This is a genomic window from Endozoicomonas sp. Z74, from assembly GCF_057680865.1.
The window spans coordinates 40,086-64,509 of sequence record NZ_JBLYZI010000016.1 but is presented as its reverse complement, the minus strand read 5'-3'; the positions used below and the strand labels follow the sequence as shown (position 1 = coordinate 64,509).

The following is a 24,424-nucleotide window of genomic DNA, read 5'->3' as shown; positions in this document are numbered from 1 at the left end:
TTGCCGGGTTTGCTTTAAGTCTCATTTTATGTTGCCGTTATGTCAGGGAGGGTTGTCTTTTTCTGTACTCTTTGCTCGCGAGGTATGACCAGTGGTGACCGCTTTCAGGTGGTGTCTCTGAACGAATGAAGAAAGATGAAATCAGGGCAACAGACAGTGGACGGCAGGTTCAGTACGGTGCTCTTTGGTGATGTCGAAAGAGGTGAGAATGATGGTTTTTCTTGACCGTTTATGGACTTGGCCTTATATATTGAGGCAATTTCTATCCCGGCTTTTCTTGTTCTGACAGAAACTGTGTTTCAGTCGATCTGTTTATTCAGTATTATCGGGCGTTTTATCCGCTCACAGATCTGGCCAGTCAGAACAATGGAACAGATGACAGGACGTGTAAGGCAGCATGGGTAAATCGCTAGTTATCGTGGAATCGCCTGCCAAGGCGAAAACCATCAACAAATATTTGGGCAAAAACTATGTTGTCAAATCCAGTGTGGGTCACATAAGGGATTTGCCGACAGCGGGTGGCCCCAAAAAACCGGTCGACGCCAAGGCCAGGGCCAAGGCGGCGGCAGAGTCCCGTAAGCTTTCCCCGGAGGAGCGGGCCCGGCGCAAGAAAATCAAAGCCAGAGAGCAGTTGATTGAGCGCATGGGGATCAACCCTGATAAGGGGTGGGAAGCCCGTTACCAGATTCTGCCTGGCAAGGAAAAAGTCGTGGATGAACTGCGACGGCTGGCTGAAAATGCCGACACCATCTATCTCGCAACCGATTTGGACCGTGAAGGGGAGGCCATTGCCTGGCACCTTCAGGAGGCCATCGGTGGTGACAACGATCGTTATCGCCGCGTGGTGTTTAATGAGATTACCAAAAATGCCATTCAGGCAGCATTTGAATCTCCAGGCCAGTTGAACCGGGATCGGGTGGATGCCCAGCAGGCACGGCGATTTCTTGACCGCGTGGTTGGGTACATGGTGTCGCCACTGTTGTGGGCCAAAATTGCCCGCGGGCTCTCCGCTGGCCGGGTTCAGTCAGTGGCGGTCAAGCTGGTGGTTGAGCGGGAACGTGAAATTCGCCGCTTTGTGCCTGAAGAGTATTGGGAGGTTTTTGCAGACCTGAAAACCGAGGCGGGCGAAGCGATCCGGTTTCAGGTGGTCAGAGAAAATGACACGGCTTTCCGTCCTGGTAACCAGGGTGAGGTGGACGTTGTTCTTGGCAAACTTGAGGGAGCGGATTACCTGCTTTCAAGCCGTGAGGACAAGCCAACTCGCAGTAAGCCTACTGCACCCTTTATTACTTCTACCTTGCAGCAGGCAGCGAGTACCCGTCTGGGATTCAGTGTTAAAAAGACCATGATGATGGCCCAGCGGCTTTATGAAGCCGGGCATATCACCTATATGCGTACCGACTCCACCAATCTCAGCCAGGAAGCCGTGGATACAGCCAGGGCGTTCATTCTGGATCAGTATGGCAACCGGTACTGCCCTGAGAACCCCAATGTTTACTCCAGTAAAGAGGGGGCTCAGGAAGCTCATGAGGCTATCCGGCCATCCAGTGTTACTGCGGAACCGGGCAGTCTGAAAGGCCTTGAGCGGGATGCTGAGCGCCTTTATGAATTGATCTGGCGGCAATTTGTTGCCTGTCAGATGACACCGGCTGAATATCTCAGCACCTCACTGACCATAGACGTTCAGGGGTTCCAGCTGAAGTGTAAGGGGCGTACCCTCAAGTTTGATGGTTTTACCCGGGTACAGAAGCCCATGGCACGAAAGGGTGAAGACCTGATCTTGCCAGACCTGGAGAAGGGCAGCCCTCTCAAGCTGGAACAACTGGATCCAAAGCAGCTGTTCACCCGTCCTCCCGCCCGGTTCAGTGAAGCGGCTCTGGTAAAGGAGCTTGAGAAGCAGGGGATTGGTCGTCCTTCCACCTATGCCTCCATTATTTCGACGATTCAGGATCGGGGTTATGTCTCGGTGAAAAGTCGTCGTTTTTATGCGGAGAAAATGGGGGATATTGTCACCGATCGCCTTAATGAATCGTTCAATGAGCTGATGGATTACCGCTTTACGGCCCATATGGAAGAGGATCTGGATGTCATTGCTGAAGGTCATAAGAACTGGAAAAAGGTTCTGGATGATTTTTACAGGGACTTCAGTCAGACCTTGGAAAAGGCGGAGCAGGATGAGGGGGGGATGAGAGCCAATGAGCCCTCCCTGACCGATATTGAATGCCCGACCTGTGCTCGTCCAATGATGATCAGAACCGCCTCTACCGGGGTTTTCCTTGGGTGTTCCGGGTATGCGTTGCCGCCTAAAGAGCGTTGCAAAACCACCATAAACCTGGTGCCCGGTGAAGAGGTTGAAGACACCGACGATGAAAATGCGGAGGTCAATGCGCTCCGTGCCATGCGACGTTGCCCAAAGTGCGGCACCGCCATGGAGAGCTACCTGATTGATGAGCAGCGCAAGCTTCATGTCTGTGGTAATAACCCGGATTGTTCCGGGTTTGAAGTAGAGAAGGGCAGTTTCAAGCTCAAGGGCTATGACGGTCCGGTGCTTGAGTGTGATAAATGCGGTAACGAGATGCAATTGAAAACGGGCCGGTTTGGCAAGTATTTTGGTTGCACCAACAGTGAGTGTAAAAACACCCGCAAGTTGCTCAAAAGCGGGGAGCCTGCACCGCCCAAAATGGATCCTGTGCCCATGCCCGAGCTGAAGTGTGTGAAGGTTGAGGATCATTATGTGCTTCGGGATGGTGCCTCCGGGCTGTTTCTGGCAGCAAGCCAGTTCCCCAAGAACCGGGAAACCCGGGCACCCCAGGTGGCGGAGCTTATTCCCCATCAGGCGGAAATAGATCCCAAGTATGGCTATCTGATGGACGCCCCCCGAACCGATCCTGATGGGAATCCTGCCATTATCCGTTACAGCCGTAAGACTAAGCAGCAGTATGTTATGTCTGAGGTAGAGGGTAAGGCGACGGGCTGGAGTGCAACTTGGCAGGATGGACAGTGGCAGGAAAAGCAGGTTAAAAAGCGTAAGAGTGCTTGATTGAGAGGCCTTTTTTTTGAAGGGTTATAAAGTAGGCCTCCAACAGGAGGCTTATTTTTTTCTTGTTCTTTTTCCGTGAGGGTTTCAGGTTTCCTGAAAATGTTGAATGAGTGCCCTGCCGTTCTATGGCAAAACTCAGCGGCGATGGGGCGAATGATGTTCAGGAGTGGGTTATGACTAACAATTGGCAGGGATTTACCAACAAAATGTTGTTTCATTCCCGGTTGCTGATGGAAGCCTGGAAAGAGGCGGATGAGGTTGCCGGCCCGGCGTTTCGTGAAGCCTGCCTTGGAGCAATGGTTCAGGCGTATCGTTCGTTACTGGCGGAGATTATGACCAATTATCGGCTATCGGTAAGTCAGCTTCCCACACTGGATGAGGCAATTAACAGCATTCATCTCAAGGGTGAGGTGTCATCTGAGTTGCAGTACATCGAGCAGCTTGAACAGCATGAGTCGTGGTTGTCCTCTTTGCTCCGCTCTCACCAGGAGTGCCTGATGCCGACGCAGAGAAAGGTGCCCGAAAGGTCCTCAGAGATACCCCTGGTAAGTGCTTCCGCTATGGATCTTGAGCTGCCGGATAGTGCGGCCAGTATTCTGGTCTCCCTGAAAGAACTGGTGACTTATAGTCGCAACTTCAGCCTTGAGTGGTAGCCTTCTGGCATATTGCAATGACGGCCGGTACACATTCCTGTGGGAAGCGCCAGTGGAAATCGGATGTATGCCAGTTTGAAGGCCTCACCTTGAAAGCCAATAGCGGCTAATGCAAAATAGCCCGGTTAACTTAACCCCTTTAAAGGCACCTCTATTCAAGTGATTGAACGAGTGCCGCTTTACCATTGAACCAGTGGCCTGCGCACCTGCCATGGTTCTATTTAAGAGCAATCAGGTACTGGATCACTATGTCAGCGACTTTTCTTGAAATTGTTGAGCTCCCATCAGGGGAGATTGTATTGCGTCGAAGCGATGAGGAAAGTGCTGAGCCCCTGGTGACCATGACATTTTCCCAGGAGTTGCTGGAATTCCTCCAGGGGGATCAATTTGAAGTGGCCCGCATTATGCTGGACGCCTGCATAGAAGAGGTCAGCCGTAAAACCGAGGCCGGTACCGAAGGCTATATTCCTGAAAACCGGGTTTTGCACTAACCGTTTCATCATGCTGACCGGCTTTATCGGGTGGCCGGTTATATCGTGCTACAGGTATTAATCCCGGTTTCGAATGGCCAGCCCCTGGCATCGTCCGCTTCTGGCTGCCAATTCAAGTTCATTCAGGGTTGAGGAATCCAGCTGATTAATCCAGCTGACCACGGTATGACTGGTACCGGAGGCCAGGGCCTGGCGGGTCAGCTTCAGGGAATCCTGTCGGGCTGAGGGATTGAGCACCTGAACCCGGTTATTGCTGATGCCAGACAGTTTCAGCCATTTCTTGGTTTTTAAGGCATGTTCGCTGGAAAGGATCAGAGTGAGCCAGCGGGGCTCCTGATCGTTAGCCAGATCATTGAGCATGGACTTTAAAAATTGGCCTGCCTGCCATGGGGGGCCAGATAGAATCAGCTCATCAATCGCGCTTTTGTGGTTCCAGGAGCCTGGGTTTGTCCTGGAGGCGGTGGTCAGGGGATGAGTCGTTAATGCTTGCATGTCAGGCCCTCCACTACAGACGGGTGTTTATGCTCTTTGAGTATTTATGCCTTTAGGCCTTTAGACCCTTCAGGTCCTGTGGGTTTCAATTCCTTATTACGCCGACACTGAGCCCTTCAATGGCAAAAATGTCATGGTTCAGGTCTACCTCGATGGTGGTGAAGTCCGGGTTTTCCGGATGCAGGTAAACTTTGTTCCGTTTCTGTTCGAACCGCTTCACTGTTACTTCATCCTCGATCCGGGCCACTACGATCTGGCCGTTCTGGGCAACACTGGTTTTGTGAACCGCCAGCAGATCCCCATCCAGAATACCGATGTCCTTCATACTCATGCCCCTGACCCTGAGCATAAAGTCGGCTTTGGGTGAGAAAAAAGAGGGGGTGATCGAAAGATGGTTTTCAATATGTTCCTGGGCAAGAATCGGGCTTCCTGCAGCCACCTGCCCGATAATGGGAAGTCCCAGAGCATCAGAGCCCGGGATACGAATCCCTCTTGAAGCGCCGGGTGTGATTTCGATGGCCCCCTTTCTGGCCAGGGCCCTGAGGTGTTCCTCGGCCGCGTTGGGAGAACGGAAGCCAAAAGTGCTGGCAATTTCAGCACGGGTAGGGGGAAATCCTGTTTCTTCTATATGGGCCTTGATCAGTTCAAGAATCTCGGCCTGTCGTTTGGTGAGCTTAATCATGGCTGGTGTCTGTGTTTTTATACAGTATCTGTAATTATATACAGTATATTGATTCCTGCAAGGGACTGTTTTCTTGAACCACCGGGTTTATTGCGGTATTACTTTTACAACTTGCAGTTTTTGGTTTCAAACGGTAGTTTTAAACAATTGTTTATGCTAATGGTGCTTAAGAAAGTATGTCACAGTCAGCCACTGTAGAACGAATCCTGGACGCAGCTGAACAGCTGTTTGCTGAGCATGGGTTTGCGGAAACCTCTCTGCGGGCGATTACCAGTCATGCAGGAGTCAATCTGGCGGCTGTCAACTATCACTTTGGTTCCAAAAAAGCCCTGATCCAGGCGGTTTTTTCAAGGTTCCTTGAGCCTTTTACCACCAATCTGGCCAGTGCACTTTCCCAGATCAATGAGCAAAACAATACCCCCGACCTGGAAGAGGCCCTGCATATGCTGGTGGACCAGATTATGGCGGTCAAACCCCGCAGAGAAAATGATCTGTCGGTATGCATGCGACTAATCGGGTTGGCTTATTCCCAGGGGCAGGGGCACCTCAAGAAATATTTACGGGAAGTGTATGGCGAGGTTTTTGAGGATTACCTTAAGTTGCTGATCAAAACCTGCCCGAATCTGCCCGCCGGGGATCTTTTCTGGCGGGTCTATTTTATTCTGGGTGCTGCGGTGTTTACCCTGTCGGGATCAGATGCGCTCCGGGCCATTGCCGAGAATGATTATGGTACCCGCTATGAGGTGGAAGAGATTCTCAGGAAAATGGTGCCCTTTATGGCGGCAGGCCTGCGTGCCCATACCTGAGATGAATACGGCAACGGGTGAAGATACCCATTGTTAATTACCCGCTCTTTGAGGTTTTGATGGCCTCTCTGTTCCCTTTTTCTGTAACCCAGCGGAGTCCAGGTTTTCTATGCATCTGTCGGTTCATATTGCCACCCAGGAGATGATCCTGCATCAGGACAATGGTCAGGTTCGACGCTATAGCATCTCAACCGCCAGTAAAGGGACTGGGCAGCAGGAGGGTAGCTGGCAGACCCCCCTTGGACGTCATGTCATCAGAGCCAAAATTGGTGAAGGTCTGCCGCTGCACTCAGTATTCGTCAGTCGTCGCTTTACCGGGGAGATTTATTCCCCGGAATTAACAGCAGTATACCCAGGCAGAAAAGACTGGATCTTAAGCAGGATTCTTTGGCTCAGCGGGCTTGAGCCAGGATACAACCGCCTGGGCAATGTCGATACCATGCGCAGATACATTTATATTCACGGCTCCCCGGATACCGCTGAGATGGGAGTGCCTGGTTCCCGTGGTTGTATCCGTATGCATGGCAGGGATATTATTGACCTTTATGATCGGGTTGATGCGGGCACCTGTATTGATATCCAACTCTCTTGACGTTTGACGGGCCCCTTCAAAGGATAAAAAAAGTGTCCTGCCGGTTTCCCCTGCTTTATTGAGAAAAGGTTTCCCATGAATACAGGCGTGCTGTTGATTGATCTGGAGGGTACAGAGCTTTCACCGGAAGAGAGTGAGATTCTCTGTCACCCGGCGGTGGCTGGTGTTCTTTTTTTCGCCCGCAATTTTCAGGATCGTCCGCAACTTTGTCAGCTGGTGAACTCTATCCGGGCCCTGAGAGAGGACCTTCTCATCTGTGTAGACCAGGAAGGAGGTCGGGTACAGCGCTTAAAAAAAGGGTTTACCCGTCTGCCTCCTGTAAAGGCTTATGGTCAGCTGCTGCAAAACAACAGGGAACAGGGACTCCAGCTGGCTCATGAAGCGGGCTGGCTCATGGCTTCTGAGTTGCTTTCCTGCGGCGTGGATCTTAGCTTGGGGCCGGTATTGGATATTGACCATGGCCGTACCAACATTGTGGGTGACCGGGCCTTTTCCAGTAACTCTGATGATGTGACTGCACTGGCCACGGCCTGGGTCGAAGGGGTTCATGAGGCCGGGATGTCTGTGGTCATCAAGCACTTTCCAGGTCATGGCAGTGTTGATGGTGACTCTCATGAATGTCAGCCGGTGGATAGTCGCACGCTTGAAGAGATTGAACGGCAGGACCTGGTACCTTTCAAGGCACTGATTCACGCAGGGGTTGAGGCGGTTATGCCAGCCCATATCGTTTTTCCCGCCATTGATGAACAGCCTGCGGGTTTTTCCAGGGTCTGGCAGGAGCAGATTCTCAGGGGGCAGCTTGGGTTTGGCGGGCTGATCGTCAGCGACTGTCTTTCCATGGAGGGGGCGGCTTCGGCAGGAGGCTATCCCGGCCGGGTCTGGAAAGGCCTGGAGGCGGGCTGTGACCTGTTGATTGTCAGCAATCGCCAGGGGGTCAGGGATGTGCTGGAAGAAGCACAGGAAAGTCCACTCAGGGGTGTAGGCCCTAACCGACTGCTGACGGTGAACCGGCCAGACTGGAAGGGGTTGGTTCAGTCATCCCGTCATCGCCAGACTGTCAGTCTGCTTGAGGCACTGGGCTGAGAGCGGGTCCCGAAGTCTGCAGTGAATAGAGTCCACAGCGAAAGAATAAACTGAACAGTTTACGTGGCAATTGACTGACGGGCTTCATTCTTTTTCTCACCGAATCTTCTTTTTCAACACAGCGATTGACTGGAAAGACCATGGAATTAACAGGCATTCACGGGGTAAGCCTGCCGCACTGGCTGGCGGAGGTGTTGGTAGCGTTACTGCTGACGGCTATTTTCAGTTTTGTGGTGGGCAAGGTGTTTGACCGGCTCTCTGCTGGGGCCATAAAAACGAAAACCCTCTGGGATGATGCCTTTGTTGGCTCCGGCCGAAAGCCCGTCAAGCTGATTATCTGGGTGCTGGGACTGGGATGGGTGGCGGATGTCATCTGGCAGAGTACCGGTAATCCTCTGTTTACCCGCTTTGCCAGTTTCAGGGATGTGCTGGTTATTGCTTTGATCAGCTGGGCCATGATCCGGTTTATCAAAGCCATTGAGAGAGGCTATCTGGCCCGGCACGATGAGTCGGAAAAGAAAATTGATCCGACGACACTGGTGGCCGGAGGCCGCCTGCTGCGCATCATGATCATTATCATTGGCTGCCTGGTGGTCCTGCAGACTCTTGGCTATAGCCTGTCCGGGGTGCTGGCATTTGGTGGTGTGGGAGGCATTGCAGTGGGCTTTGCGGCCAAGGATATGCTGGCTAACCTGTTCGGTGGACTGATGATTTACCTGGATAAGCCTTTCAGGGTCGGTGACTGGATCTGCTCCCCGGATCGCCAGATTGAAGGCACTGTTCAATACATTGGCTGGCGCCAGACCCGTATCCTTACCTTTGCCAGGCGACCCCTTTACGTGCCCAATGCCACCTTTATGAACATTTCCGTGGAAAATCCTTCCCGGATGGAAAACCGGCGGATCAAGGAGACGGTGGGCTTAAGGTATGCGGACAGCAGCAAGGTGAGCGCTGTGCTGGCTGAAATCCGGCAATATCTCCAGAGTAATGAAGCGATTGCCCAGGACAAAATCATTATGGTGAATTTCACCTGCTTTGGCCCTTCCAGCCTGGACTGTTTTATTTACTGCTTTACCCGAACCACCGATTGGGCGACGTTCCATACGGTTAAGGAACAGGTGCTTCTGGACATTGTTGGGATTATTCACCGGCATGGGGCGGATATTGCCTTTCCCACACGTACCCTCGATTTTCCTGTTGACCAGGAGCTTCTTCCTGTTGGTGGTCATAAGGCCGGAGCCATGGATACGGCTGAACCCGTTAAAGCCTGACAGTTTGTAGTAAACGGAGCTGGCTACAATTCAGATAATGGCTATCTGAATGAGGTCAGCTCATGCCCCTTGCCGACAATGCGTTCACTTTTATTTATCAAACCTCCCTGGCTCTGGTTCTGTCCCTTCTGTTTTATTTTGGATTGAAGTGGCTGTCGACCCGATGGCAGAAAGACCCCTCAGCACCGACCCGGGGGGTGGTTATTTCTGCCATTCGAACGCCTTTGCTGGTGATGCCCTGGTTGTTTTTCCTGCTATTCACGGCACATTTTATGCCCGGTTATGATGCCCATGAATGGCATGATTCACTGCTGGTGGCTGAAAAGCTTCTGGTGATTATCTATCCGGCCTGGGCCATCTGGCTGATCAGTCTCGAGATCAAGCCGCTGCTGGAGTCTATGGGACGGGGGTGGTCCAGAAAGGTGTCGGACTCAGTGGTGGCCAGAACCCTTCAGCTGGTGGTGGTAATCATTACGCTGCTCAGCATTGCCCAGGTATTGGGTTACAGCCTTTCGGCCCTGATGGCCTTTGGTGGTATTGGCGGTATTATTATCGGCCTGGCGGCCAGGGAGTGGCTGGCTAATTTTTTTGGCGGGTTGATGCTGATGCTGGACCGCCCCTTTGCAGAGGGGGACTGGATCCGGTCTCCCGATCGAAATATTGAAGGCCATGTGGAACAGATTGGCTGGCGGTTGACTCGTATCCGCACCTTTGACCGACGCCCGATTTACGTGCCCAACTCCCTGTTTAATGGCATTGTGGTAGAGAATGCGACTCGTATGAGAAACCGGAGAATGGTGGAGAACTTCGCATTAAGGTATGAAGATGTTGATAAATTATCCATAGTTCTCAGCAGGATAATGGAGCTTGTTGAAGCTAATCCTGATATAGACTGCCATGAGCCCCATTATGCCCGGTTTATAAAATACGACGAGTCCTCACTGTTGTGTCAGGTTCGGGTGCATATCAAAAAAATAGATCGACTTGGTTTTCTCGAGGTACAGCAAAGTGTTCTGCTGGCCATTGCCAGGGCCGTGGAGGAACAGGGTGCTGATTTTGCTTATCCCGTACGACGGGTGATTAACGATGACCCCGGGTTAAAACCGCTATAGTGAATGAAATAGTCTCTTACCCAAATATCCAGGTAAAAGAAACACTGAGAGGGTAATAAACCCGCTGGATGGATGATATTGATTCCTGTTGTCCCGGTTGATGGAACGGCCTTTATAAAAAGCAGACAACGTCAATGAATATTTTGATTGTGGAAGATGCCCGGGACCAGAGAATGATGCTTTCTGTGGTTCTGAGGAAAAAAGGGCACCAGGTTCTGGAAGCCGAAGATGGCCTGGAAGCCCTGAAAGTTTTGAAGGAACACCCGGAAACCCGCGTGGTGATCAGTGACTGGATGATGCCTAACCTTGATGGCATTGGGTTGTGCGAAGCCATTCGCCAGAGTGATATCGGTCATTATGTCTATTTGATTCTTTTAACCGGTAAAACGGAACATGAAGCCGTTGTTGAGGGCATTAACCGGGGTGCCGATGACTTTCTCAACAAACCCGTTAATTTTGATGAGCTGGATGCCCGGTTAAGGGCCGGTATTCGCATCATCGAACTGAAAAAAAAGCTCGAACAGAAAATTCATATCATTGAAAAGGATCTGGAGTCTGCCGCAGCGACCCAGGCCAGCCTGTTGTGCAAGCCGGAAAAAATCCAGCATGTGGATTTCAACTGGTTTTTCAGGCCAAGCCGGTTTCTGGGAGGGGATATGTTTGGCTACCACGCTGTGGATGGCGAAACCCTCAGTTTTTATCAATTGGATGTGGCCGGGCACGGTATACCGTCGGCTCTGTTTTCTTTTACGCTCAACAATGTGTTGTCTGAGGATCGTGGTGGTGCCTCTCTGGTCCGGGAAGAGCTCAAAGAGGCGCCTTTTTACCGGATCCGCCAGCCGAACGAAGTGCTGGCCAGCCTGAATCAGCGCTTTCAGGCCAGCCCTGAGGCAATGCTCTATTTCACCATTGCTTACGGTGTGATTAACAGTCGAACCGGCTCAATTACCCTGTCCCAGGCCGGGCACCCACCTCCTCTCTGGCTCAAGTGTTCTGATCGCCAGGTGGAACAGGTGCCGGGAGGTGGCGTGCCGGTGGGCATGATGCCGGATATGTCCTATGAATCCGTCACCCTGCAGTTTCAGCCCGGGGATCGGCTGTTTTTGTATTCTGACGGGATCACGGAATGTGAAAACGAGGAGGGAGAGCAGTTTGGTGAGCAGCGTTTGATGTCTCTGCTTGAGGCGGGCTGCAAAGATGAATTGAAGACATTGGTGGATCGTGTCGAAACAGAGATAGTAAAGTGGAATGGCGGCGACGGTTTTGATGACGATGTCACTTATCTGATACTGGAGTGGCAGCCTTAAAAGCCTGCTGAAGACCGGTCGAATAATCAAGCAAGGAGAGCGAGATGCCCTTTGAATCAAAGACGGAGTCCGGATACACCATTGTTGAGGTGGATGAAACCCGGCTGGATGCCTCAATAGCGGAGTCCTTTAAAACCTACCTGTTTGAGCAGATAGAGGGGGGGGCTACGTCCATGGTGATAGACCTTTCTCTGGTGCGGTTTATGGACAGCAGTGGTCTTGGCTCCCTGGTGGCCGCCCTGAAAAAACTGACGGGGCAGGGCTCCCTGAAACTGGCCGGTGCCCAGCCTGCGGTGGTGGATCTGTTCAGCCTGACATCAATGGATCGCCTGTTCACTATTGCGCCTTCAGTGGCTGAGGCGGTTGAGGGTCAGTAGCGATGGCTGATGGAAAGCCGGATGAAAAGGCCGGTCATAATGATTCTGACCGGGGGCAAACACTCCGACTGGCCATTGACAGCGAGCTTGCTAACACCACGCTGGTGGCCATGGCGGTTCGTGGCCTCTGTGCGATCACTACGATGTCTCCCCTGGAAATCAACCGGCTTGAACTCTGTCTGGTGGAAATCGTCAATAATGCCATTGAGCATGCCTACAGCAATGAAAAGGGGCACAGTGTAGAGGTGGTGGTTGAGCTGCTGAAAACCACCCTGACGGTGACTGTCAGTGACTGGGGCAAGTCCATGCCCCTTGAAATCCTTTCAAAAGAAGAGCAGCCCATAGACCCGGATAATCCTGAAGCCTGGATCTGCAGTGGGCGTGGGTTGCATATTGTCCAGAACCTGATGGACCATATTGAGTATCACCAGGTTCAGGGAAAAAACAGTTTTGTGATGACCAAGCAGTTGAGGCATTGATGAGGATTAACCTGCCTGAGTGACAACCCATCGCCAGCAGCAGGTCATCTGGTCTCATTGTGTGACTTCCGGTTCTGATCTGATATCTTTTCTGCCATGTTATTGTGTGATCCAGATCTCTTGTACTTGTCTATCTCCTCGTATTTAATAACTCGGTCTTATGTGTAAGCGGTAGCTGTCACTCAAAATCACAAATAAATCTGGCTGCACAGATCCATTGAAGCGTAGGGTTCCAGTAATGGAATGTCCTGCAAAACCTTCCTTAGCCTGCCATTGGCCGCGGCTCTGCTGGCCTTGACTCTCTAGAGCAGAGAAAAAATGGCGTTTGCCAGCCCCTTTTATCCGGCATGTTGCATTATAAGGAGAAAACCATGCCCTATTATGTTTCTGCGTCCATCCGTTCAGAGGAAGTCGTAGAGGTGACATTCGACCCACCCTGGCGCATGGAACAACTTGTGCATTATATCGCTTCCCCTGAACCGTTGCCGGAAGCCATGGTTCGCCGGTTTCCCAAAACGGCGGCAGTGGTACTGGAGCGGGGCCAGTTGAGCCCACCGGATATGATGGGCAATCCCGGTGAAGCATTGATCAATGATGCCTTGAAAAATCGAATTGAGGCACTGGAGCCGGAACTCCACAGTTTTATCCCTGTGGATGTTCTTGATCAGAGGGGCAATCACCACGGATGCTATTACTACCATTGCGTGCACCATTTTGCGGATACCCTGGATTATGACCGCACCCGTTTTTTAAGCGGCTTTGGCCTGGATGCAGGGAAAGCAGGCGGCTTTTCATTTCGAGACAATGACGGTGAACGCTGGCCTATCGTTATGCATCAGAACCTGGCGGCTAACCGACACTTCTGGCGGGGGACTGAACAAACGAGTAAATACCATTTTTTTTGTTCCGACCTGCTGGGGGATTTTATCAAGCAACACCGTATGAAAGGGTGGAGGCTCGGTAAAGTGCAAGTGTAACGGGGTTCATAGGCCAGTCACTGCACTAGCTCGTTCCCAAGCTGGAGAGGGCGTGGCAAAAGCTGCAGCTTCTTGCTCCCATGCTTTTAGGCCCTCCGGGTTCCAGCGTGGGAGCGTAAGCACCGCTGAGAGTGCCCCTTCAAGGGCTGGTATTATGACTCAGTCACCGGTTCAGGCCGGGTTTCAATCAGGGTGGCGGGGCGGTCGTATGGGGTCAGCTTGAACAGTACACCGATGACCGGGCTGTCGAGATACTGAACCTCACTGGTATGGCGAATGCGACGCCGCTGTTTCAGCTGGAAATTGTCCGTTACCCGCAGCGGTGGCCCTCCGGCCTCAAGGCGAACCAGATGGTCTGACTTGCGATTGGCCTGCAGAAGCTCCTCGGAGGTATAACCTGTAAACCTTTTTTCCGGCATCCCGCCAGGTTCATTGCCGAATTGGCTGCCGGAGAGGGGGGCGTCAGAGATTCTGGAATAGAGTGCCTCGGGACTGAGCTTGTTCAGCCACAGATCCACATCCACATGAAGAAAACGCTCTTCACTGATACTGACCGTTCCCTCCAGTAGATAGCTGACCGTTTCGCTGCTGGCCGCTCTCAGTTTGATGGCCTGTTTGCTGTGTTCAGGGCCCACGGGCATCCGCCAGCTTTTCTGCATGAGGACCTGATGACGTCCTCCCCGGCTCAGGCTGGCCACTTGCTGGTTCAGGTGGCTTTCGCTGGCGGGCAGGGCAATGTAGGGGTCCCTGACAGGATCCACAGGCAGGGCTTTTTCCCTGTCGGGCTCAAGGCTGAACAGCTCGTCACTGGTGTTGGCCCCCGGCATGGGGGTTAACGAAATACTGTTTCCAGTACTGTGTTTACTGACCGGTGGCCAGGCTTCTCCACTGCTGTCGTATAAGTAACGAAAAACAACAATATCGGCCTGATACCACTGGTCTTCTGAGGATGGATCAACAGGAGCGGCCATTGCGCTTCCTGCGAACTGCAGCGCCAGAGCGATCAGCAGGGGTTTCTTCATTACCGGTTCCTGAGTCTGTTCTGTCCGGAAAAATCCAGTGCTTGAAAAGCGGGCCATCTGGTGATGGCCATATTGCTCTGCTGGCCTTTATTCGCCTGCCAGTCTCTCAAGCAGCCTTTCTGTGGCCTGAAAGCGCTTTTCCGGCGTTTCCATTGGCTCAATGTACTTCAAGATGTTGCCTCCTTCCAGCCTGAATTGCCGAGGGCTGGATTGAATCAGCTGGATAATGGTCATGGGGTCGACTTTTGGCTGCTCCTCAAATTCCACACGTCCTTCTCCGTGACCGGCATCCAGCTTGCGGATACCCAGTGCCTGGGCGTTCAGTTTCAGGCGCATCTGCCGGAAAAGGTTTTTCGCCGGTTCCGGAAGCAGGCCGAAGCGGTCAATCAATTCCACCTGGAGGTTTTTCAGCTCCTGGTCATTGGCCGCTGCGGCGATGCGCTTGTAGAGAATGAGCCGGCTGTGGACGTCATGAATGTAATCCTCCGGCAGCAGGGCAGGCAGGCGCAGGTTCAGTTCGGTTCCGTACTGGAGAGGCTGGTCCGGGTTGGGGGTATCCCCATTGCGAATGGATTCCACCGCCTGCTCCAGCATTTCGGTATAGAGTGAGAAACCGACATTCTGGATCTGCCCGCTCTGACCTTCCCCAAGCAGCTCACCGGCGCCTCGTATTTCCAGGTCATTGGAAGCCAGCATAAATCCGGCGCCAAGGTCCTGGGCTTCACTGATGGCATCCAGCCGTTTACTGGCATCAGCGGTCATGGCCTTTGCCGGTGGTGTCAGCAGGTAGGCATAAGCCTGGTGATGGGAACGGCCAACCCGTCCCCGCAGCTGGTGAAGCTGAGCCAGACCAAACTTGTCCGCCCGGTTGATAATGATCGTGTTGGCGTTGGGAACATCAATTCCGGTTTCAATAATGGTGGTGCATACCAGAACATTGAACCGCTTGTGGTAGAAGTCCGACATCACCTGCTCCAGCTGACGTTCCCTCATCTGGCCATGGCCGCTGGTGACCCTGGCTTCCGGTATCAGTTCCTGAAGTTCACTGCTGACCCTTTCAATGGATTCCACTTCATTATGCAGGTAATACACCTGTCCGCCCCTGAGCAGCTCCCTGAGAATGGCCTCTTTGACCAGTGGCTTGTCGTGTTGGCGCACGAAGGTTTTAACGGACAGCCTCCGGGCGGGAGGGGTGGCGATAATGGACAGGTCCCGGATGCCGGACATGGCCATGTTCAGGGTTCTGGGAATAGGGGTGGCGGTCAGGGTCAGGATATCCACCTCGGAGCGCAGGGATTTCAGCTTTTCCTTGTGACGGACCCCGAAGCGATGCTCTTCGTCAATGATCAGCAGCCCCAGGTTCTTGAACCGAAGGTCCCCCTGAAGAATTTTGTGGGTGCCGATCAGGATGTCCAGCTGACCCTTACCCAGTTTCTCTTTCAACTGGTCCACGGTTTTCTGGGAGCGAAAGCGGGAAACTACATCGATTTCCACGGGCCAGTCGGCAAAGCGATCCCGGAAGCTCTCGTAGTGCTGCTGGGCCAGCAGGGTGGTTGGTACCAGAATGGCCACCTGCTTGCCACTTTGTACCGCCAGGAAGGCAGCCCGCATGGCCACTTCTGTCTTGCCAAAGCCCACATCGCCACAGACTAGGCGGTCCATGGGTTTGGGGGCGCACATATCCTGGATGACGGCCTCTATGGTTTGTTGCTGATCCGGGGTTTCCTCGAAGGGAAAGGCGGCGGCAAAGGCCAGGTAGTTCTGCTCCGGTTGCTCGAAGGGGAAGCCTTTTCGGGCTTCTCTGCGGGCGTAAATGTCCAGCAGTTCTGCCGCCACATCCCGGGCTTTTTCTGCGGCTTTGCGTCGGGCTTTGGTCCACTGCTCACTGCCCAGCCGATGCAGGGGAGCCAGTTCATCGTCCGCACCGGTATACCGTGAGATCAGGTGTAGCGAAGCCACCGGTACATAGAGTTTGGCTTCATTGGCATACTCCAACGTAAGGAACTCGGTGGTCTGGCCATCCACATCCAGCGTCTGCAGCCCCCGGTATCGGCCAACCCCGTGGTCAATATGGACCACCGGGGCGCCAGCGCGCAGTTCGGTGAGATTGCGAATGACCTGGTCTGCACTTTGCTGATCTTCCCCTTTACGGCGACGGCGTTGCACGACTCTCTGGCCCAGCAGCAGGGCTTCCGGGATCACCGCCAGATTCAAGTCCGGAAGGTGCAGGCCGTGTTCAAGGGATCCGACACTGATGGCCAGTGGGGGTTGTTCAGCGATGAATTCCGGCCAGCCCTGGCAGTGGGGCGGAGTAATGCCGTTCTGGCCAAGCAGTTCCAGCAGAACCTCCCGGCGGCCAGCGCTCTCCGCAACCAGCAGCACATGATCCACTTTATCAATGAATTGCTGAAGTGCCGACAGGGGCTCTTCAAGCCGGGCATTGAGAGTCAGTTCCGGCAGATCCTGACGGATCAGGTTAATCCGTCCGGTTTTGTCACTGAGGAGGGATTCGTGCAGTGTGACCTTTGGAAACGATTTCAGGCGACTGAAAAACTCTTCCGTGGGCATCATCACCGCTGCGGGAGGGAGCAGGGGATGGGTTGGATCGACCCGACGGTTTTCGTAACGGCTGTGGAGGTCGGTCATGCAGTGTTCAACCGCTGCAGTCAATCCTTCCCAGGCAATGATGCGGGTTTGCTCAGGCAGGTAGTCAAACAGGGTGGCGGTGGCCTCAAAAAACAGGGGCAGATAATACTCAATGCCCGGGCTGGCGATGCCCTGCCCAATGTCCTGGTAGATCGGGCAGTCCCGGTGATTGACATCGAAGGCATCCCGAAAGCGGGCCCGGAACTGCTCGATGGCCGGTTTGTCCATGGGGAACTCATGGCCGGGCAGCAGCTGAATGCTGTCAACGGTGGCCGTTGACAACTGGGTTTCCGGATCAAAGGTGCGCAGGGTCTCTATTTCATCGTCAAACAGATCTATCCGGTAAGGCTGGTCGGTGCCCATGGGGAATATATCGACGATGGCGCCCCGGATGGCGAACTCCCCATGCTCCAGAACCGAATCGACACAGCGATAACCCGCCTGTTGAAGCTGTGTCCGGCGTTCTTCAATGATAAAGCGCTCACCGGGGCGCAGGGACAGGCAGTTGCCCAGCAGGAAGCTCTGGGGGCAGAGGCGGTGCAACAGGGTGCTGACCGGTACGATCAGAATGGTGTTGCCCGCCTGGGGTAGGCGGTAGAGGGTGGCCAGACGCTGGGAAATGATGTCCTGATGGGGGGAAAAGGTGTCATAAGGGAGGATTTCCCAGTCCGGCATCTGTTGTACGTGAACGGTTGAGTCTTCTCCCAGGAAGAAGTCCAGCTCTTCTTCCAGCCGGATGGCGGTAGCACTGTCGTGTGTAATGACCACCAGGGGGGAGCTGTCCTGGCGCGCGGCAGAGGCAATGGTATAAGCCGGACCTGCCTTGGCCAGGTTACCCCAGTGAAGTTGATCGCCTGCCTGCAAGGGTAAAGGGATGGTTTGCTGCGTCATGAGAGTTATGAAATATCCTTTGCTGATACGGCAGAGCCAACTTCTGGGGTTGGCGGGCCATTCTCATGGTGAAAATGTCGCTGTTTTGGGCTCCGCAGCCACTTTAAATGGTTCAGGGTGAACGGTGTGTTTTATTCACGGCCGTCGATCCGCTTATGGCTGTTTGACGGAGCATTGTAGCGGCTGCGATGGCATTCTCACAGTGGGGGGAAGGATTAACAAAGCTAGGTGTTAATGTTTGTGCGTGTATGTTGATATCTGATGGTGATCTGAGGATAATACACGTGAGTTCAGGTTCCGGGTAGTTGATCGACGTTTCCGGTCAGGTCCCTGGCCCTCAAAGCCGGCAAAATGCCAACGATAAATGGACATAAAACGGGAAAAAATTGTGGTAGAAGACCGTTTTCAGGACTGGAAAGAACGTGAAGCTCTGGCCGAATCAATGATCCCCATGATCGGCCGTCTCTATCGAAACCATAACATTGTTACTTCCATATTCGGGCGCTCCATCATTAACCGCTCCGTCATTAATATACTCAAGGCGCACAAATTTGTCCGCCAGATTGAGGAGCAGGGGTTATCTGTTCATGAGACCTACCCAATACTGGAGTTGCTTACTTCTATGGACCTGGGGCCATCCCGAATTGATATCGGCAAACTGGCTGCAGGATACCGGACTGAAGCTGAGGGGCTCTCTCTTGAGGACTATGTCCGTCAAAAGGTGAAGCCTGTTACCAACGGCGATAAAGTTCAGCTGGGCCCCGGTCAGGATGTGGTGCTTTATGGTTTTGGGCGCATTGGCCGCCTGATGGCTCGAATCCTGGTTGAGCGCGCCGGCGGTGGTTCTGGCTTGAACCTTCGGGCGGTTGTGGTGCGACCGGGCAGTGCGGATAATGACCTGCAGAAGCGGGCCAGCCTGCTGAGGCGGGACTCTGTTCACGGCTCTTTCCAGGGCACCATTTCGGTGGACGAAGAGAATAAAGTGATTTACGCCAATGGTGTAGCGATTCAGGTGATCTACTCCAATGCGCCGGATACTATTGACTACACCCGTTATGGCATTGCCAATGCCGTGGTGGTGGATAACACCGGTAAATGGCGGGATGAAGAAGGTCTTGGGCTTCATCTCCAGTCAAAAGGGGTTTCCCGCGTTCTATTGACTGCCCCGGGTAAAGGGGAGATCAAGAACATTGTGTATGGGGTCAACCATCAGGACATCAACGGGGAAGACCGGGTTCTGTCTGCGGCCTCCTGCACCACCAACGCCATCACACCGGTATTGAAAGCCATTCATGAGGCGTTTGGTGTTGAGAACGGTCATGTGGAAACGGTTCACTCTTACACCAATGACCAGAACCTGATTGACAATTACCACAAGGGTGAGCGACGCGGGCGCAGTGCGGCCCTGAATATGGTATTGACGGAAACCGGTGCTGCCAAGGCGGTGGCCAAGGCGCTACCAGAGCTTCAGGGCAAGCTGACGGGGAATGCGATCCGGGTACCGACACCCAATGTGTCTCTGGCGATTCTTAACCTGAATCTGGCCAGGGCGACGACTCGGGAAGCTCTCAATGAGTTTCTGCGGGATGCCTCCCTGTATTCTGGCCTCCACAAGCAGATTGACTACGTCACTTCCGTGGAAGCGGTATCCAGTGACTTTGTAGGCAGTCGCAGGGCAGGGGTGGTGGATGGGCAGGCAACCATTGTGGAAGGTAACCGTTGCGTATTGTATGTGTGGTACGACAATGAGTTTGGTTACAGCTGCCAGGTAAATCGGATTCTGCAGTATATGTCCGGGGTGATGCATCCTTCCGTACCCTGATTGTTCCAGAGAGTTAAAGCCAGTTGATTGCTGTCAACTGGCTTTTTTGTTGCCTCTGGTTGTCAAAATCTGCATCACGACTTTCCAGATAATCATCGGTGTTACCAAAACCGCAGGGCTTTTCAACAGGGTAAACGCTTCTATGAATCGGTGGTGAACCTCCTGGTCTTCGCCGGCCATTTTCATAATGGCTTTGATATAGCGGTTCAAAAAGGAGGTACCCACTGGTTGCCGTCCTTTTGTTTCCCTGAACATAAAGTCAGGGCTGGCCGCCATTAACCAGGGGATCCGTTTTCCACGGCCGATCTGTTTCTGGAGGCAGGCCATGGTTTCAGGAGTAAAACGGGTTTCCTGTTGTTCCAGAAGTGTTTTGAGCTTAATCAGGTCTTTTATGGCCATGGTGATACCCTGACCATAGATGGGGTTAAAACTGCAGACTGCATCCCCGACCACCAGGAAGTTTCCTGGCCACCGCTTTGCTCTGTCGTAGCGCCGCCATAGACTGCCGGGAATGCGATAACTCACTGGCTCATCAATTGGCGTGGCCTGCTTCAGAATGTTATAAAGATCCGGTTGTGGCAGTGAGCGCACATAAGCCATAAACCCTGTTATATCCTTTGGAGCGACTTCGCCATTAAACCCTACCAGCGTCACTATCCATTTATCGTTTCCCAGGCTGTAGATCATGCCTCCGCGCTTCACATCAGGGGGCTCTGGGTAAATGGCCAGCACCTTCCAGTCCAATGAGCCGGTCAGGCTTTCTGGCAGATGAAAGTGGCGGGTGGTGTAGGCAACCTGTGATCGGACCTCGTCTTCTCTGATCTCAGTAATATCGTTTGCTCTGAGCCATTTCGGGGTTTGTGTTCCACGGCCTGAGGCATCAACCACCAGGTCTGCTTTAATGGCCTGGGGTGGTTCGCTATTGGCAGAGCATTGATAGCGTACGCCTTTTATTCTGAAGCCGTCTTCAGAAACAATGACCCCTGTGACCCTGGACTCGGAGAGCAGCTGAATAGCATCAACGGACTGAATGGCCTGGCGAAGCTTCCATTCAAATCGTGACCGGTTGCACCATCCCATATTGACTCCTGAATGGAATCGTTTTTTCCAGACGCCGAATTGAAACCACCTGAGAGCCCCGGCGGCATCGGAAGAGGCAATTCCGAACGCTCTGAGGTTGAGTTCTGTATTGCCAAGGAGTGGCTCCAGCAACTTGATACCGCTGGGCAGAATAACGTGAGAGTGTGGACCCTGGCCAACTCCTTTATGAAGGCCGCAGTGAGGATCAAGAGTGTCTTTTTCCAGTACGATCACTTCTCTAAAAAAGGGGGACAGCGTTTTGGCTGCCATCAAACCGGTCACACTTCCACCGATCACCACTGCACGCTGCCACATTACCGGCTTTCTCCTGTAGGACTTTATTGCCATGGTACCTGAGAATGGATGCTAAGACTGAATTCCTGCTTACGGAGTTTCACGGTGGTGCAGACCACTCAAATAGGGGTAAGGGCAGCCCTCAAACGGATAGGCATAAAGTCTCAAACCGTGCGGCGCGCTACAGCTATTGACCCGTGTCAATAACCGGGTCATTAAGTGATCCCTTAAATTGTAACCATTCTCATTTGCGTATATATTCCTATGCAATGACTCATCTGTCCGGCCTTCCTTTGAAGTCATGAGCTACAGCGCTCTCACTCTTCAGCCTGGGCTGGGCGATCACATCTTTCTATCGTTTTTACATCATTGCTATCCAGACACTGTCCGATCTTCAGGGCATCGGATGTCCGGTTCAGGCAGAGACAGGCTGATGGAGCGTTCTCTATGAAAACAACCCTGGGTGAACTGAAAACAGGGGAAAGCGGTCAGGTAGCCGCTTTCCTGGATGAGGGCAGTGCCTATCGGAGGAAGCTGCTGGCCATGGGGTTGACTCCCGGCACCCGGTTTACCGTCAGCCGGGTGGCTCCTCTGGGGGATCCCATTCAGTTACAGGTCCGGGGTTTTCAGCTCTCTGTGCGTCGGGATGAAGCGGCAGCTGTTGAGGTTTCAAAAGTATGACAGAACATGTTGTAGCCATTGTTGGTAACCCCAACTGCGGAAAGACCACTTTGTTTAACGCACTCACTGGTGCCCGCCAGAGAGTGGGTAACTGGCCGGGAGTGACCGTTGAAAAGAGAAGCGGGCATTATCGGCTGGGTGACAAGACGATTGAAGTGGTTGACCTGCCGGGAACTTACTGCCTGGACGTGGTGGACAGTGATGTCTCCATGGATGAGCGGATTGCACGGGATTATATTCTGCAACGGGATGCAGAGCTGGTCATCAATATTATTGATGCATCCAATATTGAGCGGAATCTCTATCTGACCACCCAGCTGCTGGATATGGGTGTTCCGGTGGTGATTGTGCTGAATATGATGGACGTGGCCAGGGATAAGGGCGTTGAGATTGACGAAGCTGCTCTGTCAGCCCAGCTGGGCTGTCCGGTATTGCCCCTGGTGGCCAGCAAGTCCGAGGGAATCAAAGCACTGCAGAAACAGCTGGATGAGTATCTGCAAAGCTCGCTGCCACAGGCCAGGCCGGTATCTCTGGGAGCTGACATTGAGCAGGCCGTTGCCATTATTCAACCGCAGTTGGAGGGGCTCCTCAAGGATCAGACCTCTGTCCGCTGGCATGCGTTGAAGTGCCTTGAGGGAGAGGGGGTGGCTGAACTCCAGTTGCCGGCGGATGTGCTGGGAACGGCTGAACAGCAACGGCACCTGCTGGAAAGCACCCAGAATGAAGATCTGGATATTCTGATGGCCAGCGGTCGTTACCGGGCTGTGGGTGAGATTATGAAGGTGATCCTTCGCCAGAAAGGGGAGGTGAATCACCGGCTCACCGAGAAAATCGACAACCTGGTGCTGAACCGGGTACTGGGTCTGCCTATTTTCTTTGGGGTCATGTACCTGATGTTCATGTTCTCCATTAATATTGGCAGTGCCTTTATTGATTTCTTTGATATTTTTACCGGCACTTTGCTGGTGGACGGTTTTGGTCACTGGCTGGATGGCCTGGGGGCTCCGGCCTGGCTGGTCACCTTGCTGGCCAATGGTGTGGGTGGTGGTATTCAGACGGTATCCACCTTTATTCCGGTGATCGCCTTCCTGTTCCTGTTCCTTTCCCTGCTGGAAGACTCCGGTTATATGGCCCGGGCCGCGTTTGTGGTTGACCGGCTGATGCGCTTCCTGGGGCTGCCAGGCAAGGCATTCGTGCCCATGCTGGTGGGCTTCGGCTGTAACGTTCCGGCGATCATGGCGGCAAGAACCCTGGACAATGAGAAAGACCGCCTGCTGACCATTTCCATGGCGCCCTTCATGTCCTGTGGTGCCCGCCTGCCGGTATATGCGCTGTTTGCTGCAGCGTTTTTCCCCCAGTCCGGTCAGAACGTTGTCTTTGCGCTCTATATTACCGGTATCCTGGCGGCGATTTTCACCGGTCTGGTCATGAAGCGCAGCCTTCTGGGAGGCGACAGCTCTCCTTTCATCATGGAGTTGCCCAACTACCATTTGCCCTCTGTGAAGCAGGTAATGCTGAGAACCTGGGATCGCCTCAAGGCTTTCATGCTCCGGGCAGGTAAAGCGATTGTGATCGTTGTGGTGGTCCTGAATACGCTGAACTCAGTGGGTACCGACGGAACCTTCGGACACGAAGATACGCAAGAATCCATGCTCAGCAAAATCGGCCAGACCATTACGCCTGTATTTGCCCCCATGGGTATGACGGAAGATAACTGGCCTGCAGCGGTTGGCATCTTCACCGGTATCCTGGCCAAGGAAGCCGTGGTGGGTACCCTGGATTCCATGTACAGCGCCATTGCCGCTTCAGAAAATGATGTGAAAGCCGGTGATGAGCCCTTTGACCTGATGGCCGGTATTTCCGAAGCCCTGGCCTCCATCCCTGCCAACCTTGCGGGCCTGACCGGCCAGATGGCAGACCCCCTGGGCCTTGAAGTGGGTGACTTGAACGACCTGGAAACCGTTGCCGAAGAGCAGGAAGTGACTATGGATACCTTTGCGGTCATGTCCAGGCTGTTCCCAAGTAATGCGGCGGTCATCGCCTATCTGCTGATGATCCTGCTCTATACCCCCTGTGTGGCGGCGCTGGGTGCCATCTACCGGGAAACCAATATGGCCTGGACGATGTTTGTGGCAGGCTGGACGTTCCTGCTGGGGTATGCCGTTGCCACACTTTACTACCAGTTCTCATTAATTGCCGTTCAGCCGGGCGTGACTCTGCTCTGGGCGGTGAGTATTGCCCTGGTCATGTTCATCGTCTTTGCGCTGATGAGACGGGTGGGGGCTACCGCTGTGCAGTCTGTAGCGCTTGCTCCCGCGACCATAGGCCAGTCCTGCAACAGCACTTCCCATGGTAAGAGTTGCTCATGCTGATCGAAATCCGTGATTTTCTGAAGGGGCAGGGTGTCTGCTCCCTTTCAGAGTTGAGTACAAAGTTCAGGACGTCTCCGGAAGCCATGCGGGGAATGTTGTCCCACTGGCAGAGAAAGGGGCGGGTAGTTTGTGAACGCCCCGGGTGTGCCACATCCTGTAATAAAGGATGTGTATCCTGTGAGCCGGAGCAGCTTGAGATATACCGCTGGCAGGGGAGTGAACAGCAGATTCCGTTGTGTACGGTTCATTGATCC

21 protein-coding genes are annotated in these 24,424 nt (G+C 53.3%); 16 read left to right on the top strand and 5 right to left on the bottom strand.

Annotated features, from left to right (window positions below; genetic code table 11):
• Positions 1-397 precede the first annotated feature (397 nt).
• The 3 genes from topA to ACNRUY_RS06960 all read left to right on the top strand — a co-directional run bounded on the left by topA (position 398) and on the right by ACNRUY_RS06960 (position 4,184).
• Positions 398-3,040, top strand: a complete 2,643-nt coding sequence (gene topA, locus ACNRUY_RS06970; protein ID WP_488110925.1) for a type I DNA topoisomerase — start codon at positions 398-400, stop codon at positions 3,038-3,040.
• Positions 3,041-3,213: 173 nt separating this feature from the next.
• A complete protein-coding gene (locus tag ACNRUY_RS06965) occupies positions 3,214-3,693 on the top strand; it encodes a DUF6586 family protein (RefSeq protein WP_488110924.1) in 480 nt (159 codons plus the stop codon).
• 248 nt (positions 3,694-3,941) lie between these two features.
• On the top strand, positions 3,942-4,184 hold the full coding sequence (locus tag ACNRUY_RS06960) for a hypothetical protein (protein WP_488110923.1): 243 nt from the start codon (positions 3,942-3,944) through the stop codon (positions 4,182-4,184).
• Between the two features lie 57 nt (positions 4,185-4,241).
• On the opposite strand, the gene ACNRUY_RS06955 is transcribed toward ACNRUY_RS06960, so the two are convergent.
• Positions 4,242-4,676, bottom strand: coding sequence for a SulA-like leucine-rich domain-containing protein (locus tag ACNRUY_RS06955; RefSeq protein ID WP_488110922.1), 435 nt, complete (start codon positions 4,674-4,676; stop codon positions 4,242-4,244).
• A gap of 85 nt (positions 4,677-4,761) precedes the next feature.
• Entirely contained in the window at positions 4,762-5,358 is a 597-nt protein-coding gene (gene lexA, locus ACNRUY_RS06950) for a transcriptional repressor LexA (protein WP_488110921.1), read from the bottom strand.
• Positions 5,359-5,534: 176 nt separating this feature from the next.
• On the opposite strand from lexA, the gene ACNRUY_RS06945 reads away from it, so the two are divergent.
• The 9 genes from ACNRUY_RS06945 to ACNRUY_RS06905 all read left to right on the top strand — a co-directional run bounded on the left by ACNRUY_RS06945 (position 5,535) and on the right by ACNRUY_RS06905 (position 13,362).
• Entirely contained in the window at positions 5,535-6,164 is a 630-nt protein-coding gene (locus tag ACNRUY_RS06945) for a TetR/AcrR family transcriptional regulator (protein ID WP_488110920.1), read from the top strand.
• Between the two features lie 109 nt (positions 6,165-6,273).
• Entirely contained in the window at positions 6,274-6,756 is a 483-nt protein-coding gene (locus ACNRUY_RS06940; protein WP_488110919.1) for a L,D-transpeptidase family protein, read from the top strand.
• Positions 6,757-6,831: 75 nt separating this feature from the next.
• Positions 6,832-7,839 (top strand): beta-N-acetylhexosaminidase, encoded by a 1,008-nt coding sequence (gene nagZ, locus ACNRUY_RS06935; RefSeq protein ID WP_488110918.1) that lies wholly within the window; start codon positions 6,832-6,834, stop codon positions 7,837-7,839.
• Between the two features lie 140 nt (positions 7,840-7,979).
• A complete protein-coding gene (locus ACNRUY_RS06930) occupies positions 7,980-9,110 on the top strand; it encodes a mechanosensitive ion channel family protein (RefSeq protein WP_488110917.1) in 1,131 nt (376 codons plus the stop codon).
• A 62-nt stretch (positions 9,111-9,172) separates the two neighbouring features.
• Positions 9,173-10,222: a mechanosensitive ion channel family protein gene (locus ACNRUY_RS06925; protein WP_488110916.1), complete on the top strand. Its 1,050-nt coding sequence runs from the start codon at positions 9,173-9,175 to the stop codon at positions 10,220-10,222.
• A 134-nt stretch (positions 10,223-10,356) separates the two neighbouring features.
• Complete coding sequence (locus ACNRUY_RS06920) at positions 10,357-11,529, top strand: PP2C family protein-serine/threonine phosphatase (RefSeq protein WP_488110915.1); 1,173 nt, start codon at positions 10,357-10,359, stop codon at positions 11,527-11,529.
• A gap of 44 nt (positions 11,530-11,573) precedes the next feature.
• Entirely contained in the window at positions 11,574-11,906 is a 333-nt protein-coding gene (locus ACNRUY_RS06915; protein ID WP_488110914.1) for an STAS domain-containing protein, read from the top strand.
• Positions 11,907-11,908: 2 nt separating this feature from the next.
• Positions 11,909-12,385 carry an ATP-binding protein gene (locus ACNRUY_RS06910; protein ID WP_488110913.1) on the top strand — a complete coding sequence of 159 codons (477 nt, stop codon included), beginning with the start codon at positions 11,909-11,911 and terminating at the stop codon, positions 12,383-12,385.
• A 371-nt stretch (positions 12,386-12,756) separates the two neighbouring features.
• Positions 12,757-13,362 (top strand): imm11 family protein, encoded by a 606-nt coding sequence (locus tag ACNRUY_RS06905; protein ID WP_488110912.1) that lies wholly within the window; start codon positions 12,757-12,759, stop codon positions 13,360-13,362.
• A 152-nt stretch (positions 13,363-13,514) separates the two neighbouring features.
• On the opposite strand, the gene ACNRUY_RS06900 is transcribed toward ACNRUY_RS06905, so the two are convergent.
• Complete coding sequence (locus ACNRUY_RS06900; protein WP_488110911.1) at positions 13,515-14,384, bottom strand: CsiV family protein; 870 nt, start codon at positions 14,382-14,384, stop codon at positions 13,515-13,517.
• 87 nt (positions 14,385-14,471) lie between these two features.
• On the bottom strand, positions 14,472-17,921 hold the full coding sequence (mfd, locus tag ACNRUY_RS06895; protein ID WP_488110910.1) for a transcription-repair coupling factor: 3,450 nt from the start codon (positions 17,919-17,921) through the stop codon (positions 14,472-14,474).
• A 364-nt stretch (positions 17,922-18,285) separates the two neighbouring features.
• On the opposite strand from mfd, the gene ACNRUY_RS06890 reads away from it, so the two are divergent.
• The gene (locus tag ACNRUY_RS06890) at positions 18,286-19,743 is read left to right on the top strand and encodes a glyceraldehyde-3-phosphate dehydrogenase (RefSeq protein ID WP_488110909.1); all 1,458 of its coding nucleotides are present in this window, start codon (positions 18,286-18,288) and stop codon (positions 19,741-19,743) included.
• A 33-nt stretch (positions 19,744-19,776) separates the two neighbouring features.
• On the opposite strand, the gene ACNRUY_RS06885 is transcribed toward ACNRUY_RS06890, so the two are convergent.
• Positions 19,777-21,138: an NAD(P)/FAD-dependent oxidoreductase gene (locus ACNRUY_RS06885; RefSeq protein WP_488110908.1), complete on the bottom strand. Its 1,362-nt coding sequence runs from the start codon at positions 21,136-21,138 to the stop codon at positions 19,777-19,779.
• 426 nt (positions 21,139-21,564) lie between these two features.
• Between ACNRUY_RS06885 and ACNRUY_RS06880 the strand changes: the two genes are divergently transcribed.
• The 3 genes from ACNRUY_RS06880 to ACNRUY_RS06870 are packed head-to-tail and all read left to right on the top strand — an operon-like array spanning position 21,565 to position 24,421.
• Positions 21,565-21,798: a FeoA family protein gene (locus ACNRUY_RS06880; protein WP_488110907.1), complete on the top strand. Its 234-nt coding sequence runs from the start codon at positions 21,565-21,567 to the stop codon at positions 21,796-21,798.
• Positions 21,795-24,170: a Fe(2+) transporter permease subunit FeoB gene (feoB, locus tag ACNRUY_RS06875; RefSeq protein WP_488110906.1), complete on the top strand. Its 2,376-nt coding sequence runs from the start codon at positions 21,795-21,797 to the stop codon at positions 24,168-24,170. Before ACNRUY_RS06880 ends, feoB begins: the two co-directional genes overlap by 4 nt.
• The gene (locus tag ACNRUY_RS06870) at positions 24,164-24,421 is read left to right on the top strand and encodes a FeoC-like transcriptional regulator (RefSeq protein ID WP_488110905.1); all 258 of its coding nucleotides are present in this window, start codon (positions 24,164-24,166) and stop codon (positions 24,419-24,421) included. The genes feoB and ACNRUY_RS06870 overlap by 7 nt, the downstream gene beginning before the upstream one ends.
• Positions 24,422-24,424: the final 3 nt, after the last annotated feature.